This window comes from Pyxidicoccus fallax (assembly GCF_012933655.1).
In the GTDB taxonomy this organism is placed as follows: Bacteria; Myxococcota; Myxococcia; order Myxococcales; family Myxococcaceae; genus Myxococcus; species Myxococcus fallax.
Map to the genome: position 1 here is coordinate 26,265 of NZ_JABBJJ010000041.1, position 14,198 is coordinate 40,462.

15 protein-coding genes are annotated in these 14,198 nt (G+C 71.1%); 9 read left to right on the plus strand and 6 right to left on the minus strand.

The window, feature by feature from the left end; all coding sequences use genetic code 11:
- Window positions 1-62 precede the first annotated feature (62 nt).
- The 4 genes from HG543_RS11755 to HG543_RS11770 all read left to right on the plus strand — a co-directional run bounded on the left by HG543_RS11755 (window position 63) and on the right by HG543_RS11770 (window position 4,411).
- The gene (locus HG543_RS11755) at window positions 63-1,028 is read left to right on the plus strand and encodes a CarD family transcriptional regulator (protein ID WP_169344815.1); all 966 of its coding nucleotides are present in this window, start codon (window positions 63-65) and stop codon (window positions 1,026-1,028) included.
- Window positions 1,029-1,117: 89 nt separating this feature from the next.
- The gene (locus tag HG543_RS11760; protein WP_169344816.1) at window positions 1,118-1,630 is read left to right on the plus strand and encodes a hypothetical protein; all 513 of its coding nucleotides are present in this window, start codon (window positions 1,118-1,120) and stop codon (window positions 1,628-1,630) included.
- Entirely contained in the window at window positions 1,617-2,567 is a 951-nt protein-coding gene (locus tag HG543_RS11765) for a hypothetical protein (RefSeq protein WP_169344817.1), read from the plus strand. The genes HG543_RS11760 and HG543_RS11765 overlap by 14 nt, the downstream gene beginning before the upstream one ends.
- A complete protein-coding gene (locus HG543_RS11770) occupies window positions 2,564-4,411 on the plus strand; it encodes an ArnT family glycosyltransferase (protein ID WP_169344818.1) in 1,848 nt (615 codons plus the stop codon). Before HG543_RS11765 ends, HG543_RS11770 begins: the two co-directional genes overlap by 4 nt.
- Here HG543_RS11770 and HG543_RS11775 read toward each other — a convergent pair whose 3' ends face one another.
- The gene (locus tag HG543_RS11775) at window positions 4,412-5,281 is read right to left on the minus strand and encodes a CPBP family intramembrane glutamic endopeptidase (protein ID WP_169344819.1); all 870 of its coding nucleotides are present in this window, start codon (window positions 5,279-5,281) and stop codon (window positions 4,412-4,414) included.
- A 59-nt stretch (window positions 5,282-5,340) separates the two neighbouring features.
- Window positions 5,341-5,874, minus strand: coding sequence for a MarR family winged helix-turn-helix transcriptional regulator (locus tag HG543_RS11780; protein ID WP_211193870.1), 534 nt, complete (start codon window positions 5,872-5,874; stop codon window positions 5,341-5,343).
- A 291-nt stretch (window positions 5,875-6,165) separates the two neighbouring features.
- Between HG543_RS11780 and HG543_RS11785 the strand changes: the two genes are divergently transcribed.
- Window positions 6,166-7,137: a phosphodiester glycosidase family protein gene (locus tag HG543_RS11785; protein WP_169344821.1), complete on the plus strand. Its 972-nt coding sequence runs from the start codon at window positions 6,166-6,168 to the stop codon at window positions 7,135-7,137.
- Window positions 7,138-7,156: 19 nt separating this feature from the next.
- Window positions 7,157-7,570, plus strand: a complete 414-nt coding sequence (locus HG543_RS11790) for a GFA family protein (RefSeq protein ID WP_169344822.1) — start codon at window positions 7,157-7,159, stop codon at window positions 7,568-7,570.
- Between the two features lie 33 nt (window positions 7,571-7,603).
- Here HG543_RS11790 and HG543_RS11795 read toward each other — a convergent pair whose 3' ends face one another.
- Both HG543_RS11795 and HG543_RS11800 read right to left on the minus strand, forming a co-directional pair.
- Window positions 7,604-7,792: a hypothetical protein gene (locus tag HG543_RS11795; protein WP_169344823.1), complete on the minus strand. Its 189-nt coding sequence runs from the start codon at window positions 7,790-7,792 to the stop codon at window positions 7,604-7,606.
- Window positions 7,793-7,839: 47 nt separating this feature from the next.
- On the minus strand, window positions 7,840-8,475 hold the full coding sequence (locus tag HG543_RS11800; protein WP_211193871.1) for a DUF2239 family protein: 636 nt from the start codon (window positions 8,473-8,475) through the stop codon (window positions 7,840-7,842).
- A gap of 330 nt (window positions 8,476-8,805) precedes the next feature.
- On the opposite strand from HG543_RS11800, the gene HG543_RS11805 reads away from it, so the two are divergent.
- The 3 genes from HG543_RS11805 (at window position 8,806) to HG543_RS11815 (ending at window position 12,851) form a co-directional block, all read left to right on the plus strand.
- Window positions 8,806-9,969: a winged helix DNA-binding domain-containing protein gene (locus tag HG543_RS11805; protein WP_246356943.1), complete on the plus strand. Its 1,164-nt coding sequence runs from the start codon at window positions 8,806-8,808 to the stop codon at window positions 9,967-9,969.
- A 231-nt stretch (window positions 9,970-10,200) separates the two neighbouring features.
- Window positions 10,201-12,231, plus strand: coding sequence for a methyl-accepting chemotaxis protein (locus HG543_RS11810; protein WP_169344825.1), 2,031 nt, complete (start codon window positions 10,201-10,203; stop codon window positions 12,229-12,231).
- 92 nt (window positions 12,232-12,323) lie between these two features.
- A complete protein-coding gene (locus HG543_RS11815; RefSeq protein ID WP_169344826.1) occupies window positions 12,324-12,851 on the plus strand; it encodes an ankyrin repeat domain-containing protein in 528 nt (175 codons plus the stop codon).
- A gap of 25 nt (window positions 12,852-12,876) precedes the next feature.
- Here the strand turns inward: HG543_RS11815 and HG543_RS11820 are convergent, their stop codons facing one another.
- Both HG543_RS11820 and HG543_RS11825 read right to left on the minus strand, forming a co-directional pair.
- Window positions 12,877-13,548 (minus strand): TetR/AcrR family transcriptional regulator, encoded by a 672-nt coding sequence (locus HG543_RS11820; RefSeq protein ID WP_171817828.1) that lies wholly within the window; start codon window positions 13,546-13,548, stop codon window positions 12,877-12,879.
- 66 nt (window positions 13,549-13,614) lie between these two features.
- Window positions 13,615-14,196, minus strand: a complete 582-nt coding sequence (locus tag HG543_RS11825; protein WP_169344828.1) for an imm11 family protein — start codon at window positions 14,194-14,196, stop codon at window positions 13,615-13,617.
- Between the last annotated feature and the right edge of the window lie 2 nt (window positions 14,197-14,198).

A 14,198-nucleotide genomic window follows, 5' to 3' on the forward strand; every position in this document is an offset into this window, starting at 1 on the left:
CCGGCGCGGCTCGGTGCTAAGCCCGGGTTTCTCCTGACGTTTACCTCGCCCGTGAGGGGGACATGCCAGAAGGGTCCGCGTCACTCCAGCTCGCGGTCGGCGACCGGGTCGTCTATCCGAACCAGGGGGTCTGCCGCGTCTCCGCCATCGACGTGAAGGAGGTGGCGGGCCAGAAGCTCACCTTCGTCACGATGCGCCGCGAAGAAGACGGCGCCGTGGTGATGGTGCCACAGGGAAAGGTGCTCTCCATCGGCGTGCGCAAGGTCGCCACCGCCGAGGACGTGGAGCGCATCTTCGAGTTCCTCCGCTCGGACAGCGACAAGGCGGACCTCGACTGGAAGCAGCGCGCTCGCACCAACCTGGACCGGATGACCCAGGGTGGCATCCTCGGCCTCGCCGAGGTGGTGAAGGGCCTCCAGGTCCTCAGCGAGCTGCGCCCCCTGCCGACCAAGGAACGTGAGCTTTACGACAATGCCCGGCACCTCTTGGTGATGGAGGTGGCCGCCGCGCTGGGCACCGCCGAGGTCAACGCCGAGGACGCCATCGACATCGTCCTCTTCCCGCCCGGCCGCGAGCGCCCCAAGCGCACCGCCGCCGAGTTCCAGCGCGACGACGACGACCTGGGTCTGGACGGCGACCTGATGGGTCTGGACGGCGACCTGGACCTGCCTCCGGACGAGGAGGCCCCGGCCGAGTCCTCCGAAGAGGAATCCTCCGAGGAGGGTGGCGAGGAGGCCGAGTCCGAGGCCGAGGCGGGCGAGGAAGCAGCCCCCAAGAAGCGCGGCCGCCCGCCCAAGGCGAAGGCCGAGGCTCCCGCCGGTGGCGAGGCGCCCGCTCCGAAGAAGCGCGGCCGTCCGCCCAAGCCCAAGCCGGAGGTCTCCGCCGCCGAGGCAGGGGGCGAGCCTCCCGCGCCCAAGAAGCGTGGCCGCCCGCCCAAGCCCAAGCCGCCCGAGGTCGAGGGCGCCGCGCCCGCCGCGCCCAAGAAGCGCGGCCGTCCGCCCAAGGCGAAGCCGCCCGAGAGCGAGTGACAGCAGCATTGGACCGACGGGCCTTTCCGGGGCGGCCACCGTGCCGCCCCAGTGAGAGTGGAAGGGCCCTCCCGCCGAGGTGACGCCCCGTGATTCGCGTCGTGACGCTGGATTCCTTCGACGAAAAGCAGCTCGCGAAGTTCAACCGCACGCTCTACACGGCGTTCGGCGTGGGCAGCGAGCACTCCGGCACCGCCGACGTGCCCGCCGGCATGTCCGACCCGCTGGACGCGGAGAAGCTGCTGGAGCAGGTGAAGGGCATCCGCTCCTACCAGGACGACAAGGTGCTGCTGCTGACCACGCGCAAGCTGAAGGAGCGCGAGCTGCCCAGCGGCATGGCGCCCACGCAGGGCTTCTCGCGCTTCGGCAAGGACCGCGCGGTGCTCAGCATCAGCCCGCACAAGGATTTGGAGTCCGGGTACAAGGCCATTGCCCGGCACGCGCTGCACCAGCTCGGCCACCTCTGGGAGCTGCACCACTGCCTGGACCCGCGGTGCTCGATGTACCCGCCCTGGACGCCGTCGTTCTCCCAGGGCGAGCCCATCTTCTGCACCTTCTGCCGGGAAAAGAGCGAGCAGAAGATCCGCCTTGCGAAGTCCTAGTGTCCTGCGTGCGTTGCCCCTCGTGGAGCTGGGGGGCCTCGTCCTCGTCGCGCTCCTGTGCCTCGTGTTCCACCTGCGCCTGCCGGGGCGCCTTCCCTCCGAGGGCGACTACCGCGCCGTCGCGGAGCGGCTGAAGGCCGAGGCCCGTCCCGGCGACGCGGTGCTCCTCTTCCCCTGGTGGGCCGAGCGCGCCCGCCTCTTCGTCCCGCCCGACGTCCCGGTGTACGGCTATCTCGGCTCGGACCGGGATGACCTGACCGCGCACCCGCGCGTGTGGGTGCTGGGCCAGCCGGAGCTGCCGCGCTCGGACGAGGACGGCTTCCTCGCGAGCTTCCTGCCCGAGCGCCGCGCGGTGGGCACGCCCACGCGGGAGGGCCCGCTGTCGCTGGCGCTCTACGAGAATGGCCGCCACCGGCCCCGGCGCTTCGTGGCCACGGACGCGTACGCGAAGGCGCGGGTGTACCTGGAGTCTCCGGACGGCACGCGCCGCGACTGTCCCTTCGACGGGCGGGCGCACCGCTGCCCCGGCCCCAGCCACCTGTACGTCGCGCCGGAGTGGCACGAAATCCTCTACGAGCCGCGCCGCTGCCTGTGGATGCACGCGCCCGGCGGACCGCAGCGGCTGGTGGCGGAGTTCGACGGCGTGCCCGGCGGGCTGGGCCTGCGTCTGGAGGGCGGCATCATCTGGGAGCACGCGTGGCCGAAGGACGCGCGCTTCACCACGACGTATATGGGCGTGGACGATGAGGCGAGCGGCTCTCAGCTGTTGGAGGTCGCGGTGCCACCGGGCCTCGAAGGCGTGCAGAAGGCCGAGGTGCGGCTGCCCGAGGGCGAAGCGCGCACGGTGAAGGTCTGGGTTCGCTCGGAGAATGCGGACCGGCGGCAGGTGTGCCTGGACGTGCTCGCGGTGGAGCCCGCGGTGGGGGTGCGGGGATGATGGGCCGGGCTCCCACTCGGGACGAGAAGCGGCTGGCCTGGGCGCTGTGGGTGCTGGGCTTCGTGGCGCTGTGGCTGACGGAAGCCGCGGTGGGCTACACGCGCGACGAGAGCGTCTACTTCGCCGCGGGCGAGGCCTACGCGAGCTGGTTCCGGCAGCTCTTCCAGTCGCCGGCACGGGCGCTGACGGACGCGGCCATCGTCCGCGCGTGGGACTACAACCACGAGCACCCGGTGCTGATGAAGACGCTGTTCGGGCTGAGCCACCTGCTCTTCCACGACGCGCTGGGATGGATGCGCTCGGCCACGGCGTTCCGGCTGCCGGCCTTCGCGGTGGCGGCGCTGGTGCCGTCGCTGAGCTTCCTGTTGGGCAGCGCGCTGTACGGGCGCGCCGCGGGGCTGTTCGCCGCGCTCGCCTTCCTGCTGGTGCCGCGGCAGTACTTCAACGCGGAGCTGGCGTGCTTCGACGTGCCGGTGGCGGCCATGTGGCTGCTCGTCGTGTATTGCTTCTGGCGCGCGCTGGAGGACGCGAAGTGGGGGCTGTGGTGCGGCGTGGCCTTCGGCCTGGCGCTGGCCAGCAAGCACAACGCGCTCTTCCTGCCCTTCGTGCTGACGCCCTTCGCGCTGTGGCGCGCGTGGACGGCGAGCGAGGGCCAGGCGGAAGCGCGCACGTGGCTCCTGCGGGGAGTGGGCCTGTTCGCCGCGGTGGCCGTGTTCTACGGCCTGCTCGTGGTGTCGCTGGGCGGAGGCGAGGGCTTCCAGCGGAAGTTCCTGCTGCTCAGCCCGCACACGCTGCTCTTCGTGGGGCTGGCGGTGGGCGGCGCGTGGGTGCTCAAGGGCGTGGGGAAGGTCAGCGCGCCGGTGACGCGGGCGATGGCGCCCATTCTCGCCATGGCGGTGCTGGGGCCCGTCATCTTCTACCTGCACTGGCCCTACCTCTGGCACGAGCCGGTGGAGCGCACGGCCTGGTACCTGGCCTTCCACGCGAAGCACAACCACTACGCTTGGTTCTACCTGAACACGCTCCTGCGCGAGCCGCCCTTCCCGCTCGCGTACGTGGTGGTGAAGACGGCGCTGACGGTGCCCACCAGCCTCTTCGTCCCCATGGTGACGGGCTTCCTCGCGCTGGCGGCGCGGGCGGTGCTGGGGCTGTTCGAGCGCACGCGCCCGTGGGTGGAGCGGCCGGTGACGCTGGCGGAGGCACTGGTGGGGGTGAACGCGGTGACGTCCATCCTCATCATCAGCCACCCGCAGGTGCCGCACTTCGGCGGGGTGAAGCACTGGTTCCCGTCCATGGTGTTCCTCGGCATCCTCGCGGGCGCCGCGGTGTCGCGGGGCTGCGCGGCGTTGTGGGAGCGGCTGAAGGTGAAGCGGCCCGGCCTGCACTTCGCGGCGGTGGCGGTGCCGGTGTTCGCGGTGCTGCTGGCGCCGGCGGCGGTGTACTCGGCGCGGGTGTTCCCCTACGGGACGGCGGCGTACTCGGAGCTGGCGGGTGGACTGCCGGGCGCGGCCACGCTGGGTCTGCAGCGGCAGTTCTGGTCCAGCCACGTGACGGGCGTGCTGCCGTGGATCAACGAGCACGCGAAGCAGGGCGCGCGGTTGTTCCTGCACGAGGTGCACGGCGGCTCGTTCCGCGACTACCAGCGCAACGGCATGCTGCGGAACGACTTGCGTCCGGTGGGCAGCCCCCTCGACGCGGACATCGTCGCGTACCAGTACCACCAGGAGTTCCGCGAGCACGAGTTCCTCACGTGGCAGGCCTTCGGCACGCGCACGCCGGTAACGGGCCTGTACCTGGACGAGACGCCGCAGGTCGTCGTCTACGTCCGGCCCGAGCCGCGGTAGCTACGCGGGCGCCACGGTGGGCAGCGACACGCGCGCCCCCGTGCCCTTCCAGCGCGACAGCGCGAACACCGCCAGGCTGAACACTCCCAGGGTGACCACGGAGGCCTCCAGGCCGTAGGCGCCTCCGGTGAGCCACATGGGCGCGTCATGGAACACCGGGGTCCACAGCCCCTTCGACGCGTTGCCACTCACGCCGAAGCCCAGGCTCCCGAGCACGTGGTTCCACCCGAGGTGCACGCCCACGGGAAGCGCCAGGCCGCGCGTGCGCAGGTAGCAGAGGCCCAGCAGGCAGCCCGCGAGGAAGGTGTTGAGCATCGCCACGAGGATGACGCTTCCCGGCAGGCCCTCCATGTAGGGGTGCGCGATGGCGAAGAGGACGGAGAACAGGATGAGCGCCCGGCGAGGCCTCATTCCCTGGAGCGCGCGCTGGAAGGCGTAGCCGTGGAAGAGCATCTCCTCGAAGAGCGCGACGGCGAGCATCGTCCCCGCGCTCTTCAGGAGCACCGAGGCCTTACCGTCCGGGTTCCGCACCCAGTGGAAGCCGTCGAGCAGCCACGCGCCCGCGGCCACGAGGCACACGAGCCCCGCCCCACCGGCGATTCCGAGGCCGAACTCACGGACCGCGCGCTGATTGAGGACGAAGCCCTGGTCGCGCAAGGCCGTGCGCTCCAGGCGCGCGCAGAGCCAGGACGCGGCGAGCGCCGCCAGGAACACGAGCAGCGGCTCGGACACGAGGGGCCGCACGGCGTCCGGCAGCATCCTGCGAGCGAAGATGAGGCCCGCCCCGAAGGCGGCCGTCAGGAGGAAATAGCCCAGGATCTTCCAGCCGCTTCGCAAGGTGTTCTCGGCGTTGATGAAGAGGGACTTCATGGCGGCTCCAGTGCGGGGTGGTTCGGCTGTGTCGCGGTGGGTCCGAGGTCGACCGGGGCTCAGCGGCCCTTCGGCTTCGGGGTGGAACGGCGGCGGGTGGCTTCCGGCTTCGTGGGCGTCTTCTTGCCGACGGTGGGCATGGGCGCGGCAGGGACTGGGAGCCGTGCACGCGCTTCGGCGATGCGGACGCCGAACGGTCTCGTCTCGAGCGCGGCGATGGCCTTCTCCAGCGTCAGCGAGAGGGGCGTGGGCAGCTCGGCATCCAGCTCCGCCGCCGCGCCCGCCGTGGCATTCCAGCACGCCTGCAGCCGGGGGAGCATCTCGCGCCCCGCATCCGTGAGCTGGACCCGCCGCTGGCGCTTGTCCCCTGGCTCCGGCCGCACGGAAACCAGCCCCTCCTTGACCATGAGCGCCACCGTCTGCGTCACCGCCGGCTGGGTGATGCCCGCGGCCTCGGCAATATGGCTGACGGTCGACGGCTCCCGTGCAATCAGGGCGCGCATCACCGGCGTGTAGCGAGGCCGGTAGGCGAGGCCTTCCTTCTCGTAGACATCACTGACCGCCCCATCGAGGAGCTCGAGCAGATGTCGCAATTGCGTTCCCAGGCCGGGCTTCATGGAGACATGTATATAAGCACTTATATAAGCAGTAAAGCATCTCCCCTCGGAAGGCTCGGGACGCCGCGGGCTCTCCCCCGCTCCAGGTGCGGGACGGGCCCGTGAAGCGCCACCTGCGCTCCGGGAGCTCTCGACGCTGCGGGCCCCCGCCCCGGGTGCAGGACAGGCCCGTGAGGCGGCATCTGTTGGAACCGTTCGCGGCCGCTCGCGGCGCCTGGCTCCCTGGAGCGGCCTGGCCGGGACCAGCGGACACGGTACGCTTCCCTCATGGGTCCGCTCATCCTCGTCTGCGCCTGTGGCCTCCTGGTCCTGGGCCTCTGGGTGATGCGCCGCTGGCGAGCCCGCCCGTGGCTCCGGTGGACGTGCGGACTGTTGCTGACACTTCCGGCCAGCGCCGGCTGCGTCGGCGGTGGGTACTGGACGTGGTTCACGCTCCTGAGGGGCCCGCCGGAGCCCGCGCGGGAGAGGTGGTTCGAGGGCGTGGAGTACACGCGCGAGGTGCGCCGCCAGCCGCGCCCCATGGTGGCCCACGTCGTGCGCGTGGACCTGGAGGCCCCGGGTATCGACTTCGTGGTGACGCCGGCCGAGCCCTCCGCGCAGGGCGACGTACGCGCCGACACGGTGAGCGGGTTCGCGGCACGGCATGACGTGCAGGTCGCGATCAACGCCAACTTCTTCTTCCCGTTCAGCGCGAACCATCCGCTCGACTACGCGCCACGGGTGGGCGAGCCGGTCCACGTCGTCGGCCCCGCGGCCTCGCGCGGGGTGCGCTACGGCGGGAGCCAGGAGGGCACCACCACGCTCTACCTCTCAGCCGAGCACCGCGCCGGATTCGAGCCACCGGCCACCGGCGTGTGGCACGCCATCTCCGGACTGGGCTACGTCGTGCGTGACGGGGCGCGAGCACCGCTCGGGGACACACCCATCGGGAACGCGCCCTACCCTCGCACGGCGGTCGGCGTCGATGCCTCCGGACGCTACCTGCTGCTCGTGGTGGTGGATGGCAAGCAGCGCGGCTACAGCCAGGGCGCCACGCTGACGGAGGTCGCGGACCTGATGCTGGCGCACGGTGCGCACACGGCCATCCAGTTGGATGGGGGTGGTTCGTCCACGCTCGTGAGGAGCCTCGTCCCGGGACGCGTCGAGCGCATCAACGCCACGAGCAACTTCCGCCTGCCCTGGTGGGAGCGGCCCGTCGCCAATCACCTCGGTGTCATCGCCCGGCCGCTCGGGCCTTGAATCGAACCCGGAGGAGCACATGACAACGACCGTCGGATGTCTGTGTGGCGCGGTGAAATTGGAGCTCAGCGGAGCTCCGGTGGCGCACTTCTATTGCCACTGCGACGACTGCCAGCGAGTCCACGGCACCGCCTACGTCCCCGCCGTGATGTACCGCGCTTCGCAGGTGCGCCTCATCGCCGGAGAGCCCGTCCTCTGGGCGCTGAAGACCACGGTGCGCGCGACCTGCCGTGAGTGCGGCACCCGCGTCTACGCCGAGCCTCCCGGCATGGGAGTCCGTTCGCTTCCCGCCTCCCTGCTGCCGGAGGGCATGTTCCAGCCGACGTTCCACATGCAATGCCAGCACGCCCTGCTGCCCGCGCGAGACGCCCTGCCCCACTACAAGGGCTTTCCGGCGATGTTCGGTGGCGCCGACGACCTGATGTCCTGGTGACGCGCCGGCCTGGACTCGTGTTCCCGAGCCCCTTCACCGGGGCTTCGGTCTGGCACTCACCGCCTTCGCAACGCGACGCGGCCCCCGCAGCCGGTCCTTCTTCCGGCGAGCGGGGTCCGGCTCGTGCGCCTCGGAGGCCACGGCCCGGATGCGCTTCGGCTTGCCAGGGGGACACGCCCACGCCAGCGGCACGGGCAGGAAGTACAGCAGGAAGATGTCCACGACGAAGTCCTTCGATGGGATGTGGGAAGGGCTGACGTTCAACACCGCTATGGCGTCGCCCGTGTCACTTCGGCCTCGTCGCGAATGACGATGTCGACCAGCCTCCTGACGTGCTTCCGGATGTCGGCGGGCCACGACTGGGTGAGCCGCTCGAAGCGCGAGGTGTCTCTCGCATAGAAGGCCCGGGAGGCCTCCTCGAAGCCGGGCAGGTCTCCGGCCACGGCGAGCATGAACCGGTCCGCCGCCTCCTCGGAGCGCCGTGCCCGCTCGCGGCCCCGCGCTTCGCGCATCGCCGCCTCGACGAGCCCGCGCAGCGCCGCGGAAGCGCCGCTCGGCTGTGCGTTGAGCCACTCCCAGTGCCGCGGCAGGAGGGAGACCTCACGGGAGACCACGCCGAGCTTCGGCCGCCCCGGACCGCTCCTCCGAGGCTCATCCGCCTCCTCGCCAGCGCCCCGCGCGCGCCGCTCCGCCAGCCCGCGCAGGACGTCCTCACGCGTCCCCCGCAGGTCCGGGTGGACGGGATGGCCCGAGGCATCCTCGTAGATGACGACCGGAGCCACCTCGCCCCCGTCGACCCACGCCTTCACCTTCAGCGCGACCTCCTCCAACCCTCCCGAGGCGATGCAGCGCGCCCCCGCGAACGCCGTGTACCCGGCTCGCACCTCCTGGCTGTCCTGACTCAAGTGCCCTCCTGGCTCGGGCCGGGCTTATTACCCGGGTAATATTCGGCGGTCAATATCACCCGGGTAAAAATCCCCGCAAGCCCACGGCCCAGAGGGCACACATACCTGACAGAAGGCTGTCATCCCCGGAGCCCAGGGTAGCGCCATCGCAGCGCTTCCCCGACGCGCCCCCTGCCCGGGCGCGCCCCACGTGTCCGGAGACAGGCCGTCATGCTCCCGTTCTTCTTCTTCCCGCTCGTGCCGCTTGCCATCCCCGCCGCTGGTCGCCGCACGGCACCGACCGAGGTCTCATCGAGGGCGGTATCCTTGCCCGGACGCGCGAGGAAGATGATGCCTGCTCGGAAGACCCCGACCGTCAGGACGCCCCGAGCCGGGAGCCGTCCGGCCCGGGTACTCACCCAGCGCGACCTCAATCGCGCGCTGCTCGAACGCCAGTGGCTGCTCCGCCGCGTGAAGCGGACCGTGCCGGAAGCGCTGGAGCATCTGGTGGGCCTGCAGGCGCAGTCGCCAAACCCGCCCTACTTCGGTCTGTGGACGCGGCTGGTGGGCTTCCGGCAGGAGGAACTGTCCACGCTGCTCCTCGACCGGCAGGTGGTGCGCATCACGCTGATGCGGGGCACCATCCACCTGGTCACCGCGGATGACGCGCGAAGGCTTCGGCCACGGGTGCAGCCCCTGCTGGAGCGCTTCATGCTCACCCATGCGACGTACGGCCGGAACATCGCGGGCCTGGACCGGGATGCGCTCGTGGCCGAGGGCCGGGCGCTGATGGAGGAGGAGCCGCGCACCCTGGCGGAGCTCGGGGCGCTGCTCGCCGAGCGCTGGCCCGGGCGCGATGCGAAATCACTCGCGCAGACCCTGGGCGCCTTCGCGCCGCTGGTGCAGGTGCCGCCTCGCGGTGTCTGGGGCGTCGGCGGGCAGCCGCGCTGCACGACGCTGGAGTCCTGGCTCGGCCGTCCCCTCGACACGAGCCTGACGCTGGAGGACCTGGTGCTGCGCTACCTCGCGGCGTTCGGTCCGGCCTCGGTCATGGACGTGCAGACCTGGTCGGGGCTCACCCGCCTGGGACAGGTCGTGGAGGGGCTCCGCCCCCGGCTCCGGACGTTCCGCGACGAGCAGGGCCGCGAGCTGTTCGACCTGCCCGACGCGCCTCGTCCCGACGCGGACACGCCCGCGCCGGTGCGCTTCCTCCCCGAGTTCGACAACATCCTCCTCTCCCATGACGACCGTGGGCGCGTCATCTCCGAGGAGGACCGCAAGCGCATCGCCACCCGCAACGGCATGGTGCCCGGTGGCCTGCTCGTGGACGGCTTCTTCCGCGGCACCTGGAAGCTCCGCCGGGGCCGAAGCACCACCACGCTCGTCATCGAGCCCTACAAGCGGCTGTCCGCGCCGGAGCGCGCCGCCGTCGAGGAGGAGGGGCAGCGGCTGCTCGACTTCGCCGCCGCCGCGAAGGCGCGCGACATCGAGTTCGTCCGGCCGAAGTCGAAGTGAGCGACACGCGCGCGCGGGGTGGGTCTCCCCGCGCCCGCTCGCCCGTCGGTACCGACGAAAAACGGCACCAGCCAGCCACGCGGTCCCCATACGGCTGGAGCGGGAAGGAGACACACGCACCCGGGCCGGCCCGCGTCCGCGCCTCTCGAAGCCGGAGCGCCGCCTGCTCTGCGAGCAGCACCTGCGCGCATCGAGGAACTGGCCCGCGGTTTGCTGACGGAAAGCCCACACATGTCCGTCGTCAATCGCCTCTCGACCAGGCTCCTCCTCGCGCTCTGCAGCGTCATCACCCTCGCCCTGGGCGTCCTCGTCCTGGTGGTCAGCAGGCAGTCCTCCAGCGTCGCCGAGGCGCAGGCCACGGAGCTCACCACGCAGATGGCCGAGCGCTACGCGAAGGCCATCAACGCCCAGCTCGACGCCGCCATCCTCCCGGTGCGCACGCTGGCCCAGACGTTCGCGACGCTGAAGGAGACGGGCGCGACCCACCGTGGCAACGCGGAGGCCATCCTCAAGCGGGTGCTCGAGGAGTCTCCGAACCTGATGGGCGTCTGGACGGTCTGGGAGCCGAACGCCTTCGACGGACAGGACGCGAAGTTCGTGGACACCCCGGGGACGGACCGCAGCGGGCGCTTCATCCCGTACTGGAACCGTGTCACCGGCCTCGTCCACCTCGAGCCCGTCACCGACTACGAGTCCGAGGGCGACGCGGGCGAGTTCTACCGGGGCGTGCGCCAGAGCCGGAGTGAGACCATCATCAAGCCGACGGCCTACTCCGTGGCGGGCCGGCAGATGCTGCTGGCCAGCGTCGTCGTTCCCATCCTCGTGGGCGACCGTTTCGTGGGCGTGGTGGGCGCCGACATCTCGCTCGAACAGGCCCAGTCCATGGTGGGCCGCATCACGCCCTTCGACACAGGCCATGCGGTGCTCGCCTCCCATGGCGCCACCTACGTGGCCCACCCCACCCACGAGCGCCGGGGACAGGCCCTGGAGGAGACTCCCGCGGACGCGCTGGTGAGCAAGGCGCTCACCGGGGGTCGCGCGGTGAGCGCCCGCGTGCACTCGGACGTGCTGCACGGTGACGCGCTCGCGGTGGCGGTGCCCTTCCGGGTGGGCAAGACGAGCACGCCCTGGGTGCTGGCCATCTTCGCGCCGCTGGAGCGGGTGCTCGCCCCGTCCTCGGAGCTGCGCGCCTTCACGATGGGCCTGGGGGTCCTCGCCCTGCTGGCGCTCAGCATCGCCGTGCTCGTCGTCATCCGCGGCATCACCCGGCCGCTGGAGGCGCTCTCCCAGGTGGCCACCCGGATTGCCGCGGGAGACCTGACGGGCCGGATTGCCCACCGCTCCTCGGATGAGATTGGCGTGCTGGCGGACGCCTTCCGCTCCATGCGCGAGCGGCTGGCGGAGACGCTCGGCGAGGTGCGCTCCGGCGCGCTCACCCTCTCCTCGGCGGCCTCGCAGCTCTCCCAGACGTCCCAGTCGCTCTCCAGCGGCACCTCCGAGCAGGCGGCCACCACCGAGGAGGTGACGACGAACCTCGCGCAGCTGAGCCAGACCATCGGCCAGAACGCGGAGGGCAGCCGGCGCGTGGAGGGCCTCGCGCTGAAGGGCGCCGCCGCCGCCACCCAGAGCAGCCACGCGGTGGACACCACCCTGGAGGCGATGAAGCAGATTGCCTCGCGCATCTCCGTCATCGACGAAATCGCCTACCAGACGAACCTGCTGGCCCTCAACGCGGGCATCGAGGCCGCGCGCGCGGGCCAGTACGGGCGGGGATTCGCCGTGGTGGCCTCCGAGATTCGCAAGCTCGCCGAGAGCAGCCAGGCGTCCGCGCAGCAGATTGTCGCGCTCGCGCGCGAGGGCGTGGCCAGGGCCGAGCGCTCCGGGGACATGCTGCGAGCGCTCGTCCCCTCCATCCAGAGCACGGCGGAGCTGGTGAAGGGCGTGGCCACCACGTCGGGTGAGCAGGCCGTCGGCGTGGATCAAATCAACAAGGCCATGCTGGGCCTCAACGAGGTGACGCAGCAGAACGCCTCGGCGGCGGAGGAGCTCTCCAGCACCGCGGAGGAGCTGGCCAGCCAGGCCGAGAGCCTCCTGCAGCGCGTGAACTTCTTCCGGGTGGATGACACGGAGGGGCACGCCGGTCCGGGCGTCGCGCTGCCGCACCTCGCCGGGCGGCCACGGGCCTCGCCGGGGCACGCGCAGTTCTCCCGCCCGCTTCCGCGCGCGGACGCGGCCGGCGAGGAGCGCCTGCGCGCCGGTTGAGCATCTGCGCGAAGGTGAACCCTGCGTGACGCGCGCTCGTGGCATCGAGGTGAGGGCGTGTACATTCGTCTTCCCCACGCAGGAGTTCGTCCATGTCCCCTTCCGACCCTCCCGATGGAATCGACCCCAGGGCACTCGAGGCCGCCCGGGAGTCCTTCTCCCTCGCCCGCCAGGGCAACGCCGAGAAGCTGCGCCAGATGCTGGACGCCGGGCTGCCGGTGAACCTCTCCAACGAGGCCGGCAACACGCTGCTGATGCTGGCCGCGTACTCGGGGCAGGCCGAGGTGGCGAAGCTGCTCCTGTCGCGCGGGGCGGACCCCAATCGGGCCAATGACAACGGTCAGACGCCGCTGGCCGGGGCCGCGTTCAAGGGCGACCTGCGCATGGTGGAGCTGCTGCTCGACGGCGGCGCGCCGGTGGACGGCGCCGGGCCGGACGGGCGCACCGCGCTCATGTTCGCGGCGATGTTCGACAAGCTGGAGGTGCTGGAGTTGCTGCTGTCGCGCGGCGCGGATGCCTCGCGGAAGGACGCCAGCGGCGGCACCGCGCTGACGGCGGCGCGCATGATGGGCGCGCCTCGCACGGCCGCGCGGCTCCAGGAGCTGGAAGGGCGGAGCTAGCCCGCGACTCCTCCGGGGTGGCGCTCTACGCCGCCCCACCCTTCCGTGCGCCCTTGGGAGCCCTCTTGCCAGGCGCATTCGGAGTCCGTGCGCCCGCTGGCTCTGACGGACCGAGCGCGCGAAGGGCGTAGTCCACCACCGTGTCCGCGTACGCCTCGGTCAGCGGGGCGGTGCGCAGCAGCCAGCGGTGGTACAGCGGCCCGAAGAGCAGCTCCACGGCGACATCCAGGTCGATGCCCTTCGCGACCTGTCCCGCCTTCTGGGCGCCGCGCAGCCGCTCCTTCGTGGCCTCCAGGTGCGGACGGAGCACGGCGTCCACGAACTGCTTCGCCAGCTCCGGGTCCATCTGCGACTCCGCCGTGAGGGCGCGTGACGGCAGGTCGAAGCGTGGCTCGCGCAGCTCCGCCACCGTGGCGCGCAGCACTGCTCTCAGGTCCTTCTCGATGTCCCCCGTATCGGGCAGGGAGGTGTCTCCGCCCGCGCCGCTCCACGCGATGAAGGCATCGAGCACCACCGCGCCCTTGGAGGACCACCAGCGGTAGATGGTCTGCTTGCCCACGCCCGCCCGAGCGGCAATCGCCTCGACGGTCAGCCGGGCGTAGCCCACTTCCCCCACCAACTCGACGGCGGCATTCAGGATGGCTTCCCGGGAGCGCTCGTTGCGGCGGGCGGGGTCCGGAGTCTTGGCATCACGCATCGTCCCCAACGTACCAGCTGACGGAACGGAACGTCTCGTCGACCCAACCCCGGATTTCGGCGGTGCTCACTTGAACGGGGCGGCTGGGTTCCATTGCTCCACCGGAACGAACCGGAACCCCTGCACCGCCGGCCGCAGCGCCATCACCTGGTCCACCACCGACTGGTGCACGAGACACATCGAGAGCGACTCCGCGAGCACGAACACCCGCCGCTCGTGCAGAGGCACCTGGCTCAGCACCTTCTCGCTGAGCACCATGCGCTCGATGGAGAAGATGGCGCCCTCCCCGAGGAACTCGCATTCGGAGCGCTGCATGTCGAGCGCGGGAATCTCGTTGAAGACATGGAGCAGCCAGTACCGCCTCACGTCATCTTCGCCCACCTTCACGTCCGCAGGGACGAACTGCACGCGGTGGAGCTGGAGGGGCTCCAGCACCTCCTTCACCCGCATGGAAACGACCGGCTTCGGAAGACAGTGGTGGTCCACCATCACCGGCTTCGGAGGGACTGGATCCCCGAGGCGAAGCCGTACCGGCTCCGCCACCTCGACGGCCCGTCCCTTGTAGTAGGCGCCACTCCTTTGGTCCCACCCCAGCAGCGGATGCTCGTTCGACAGCTCGCGCTCCAGGACGAAGTACTCTCGCTGCATGG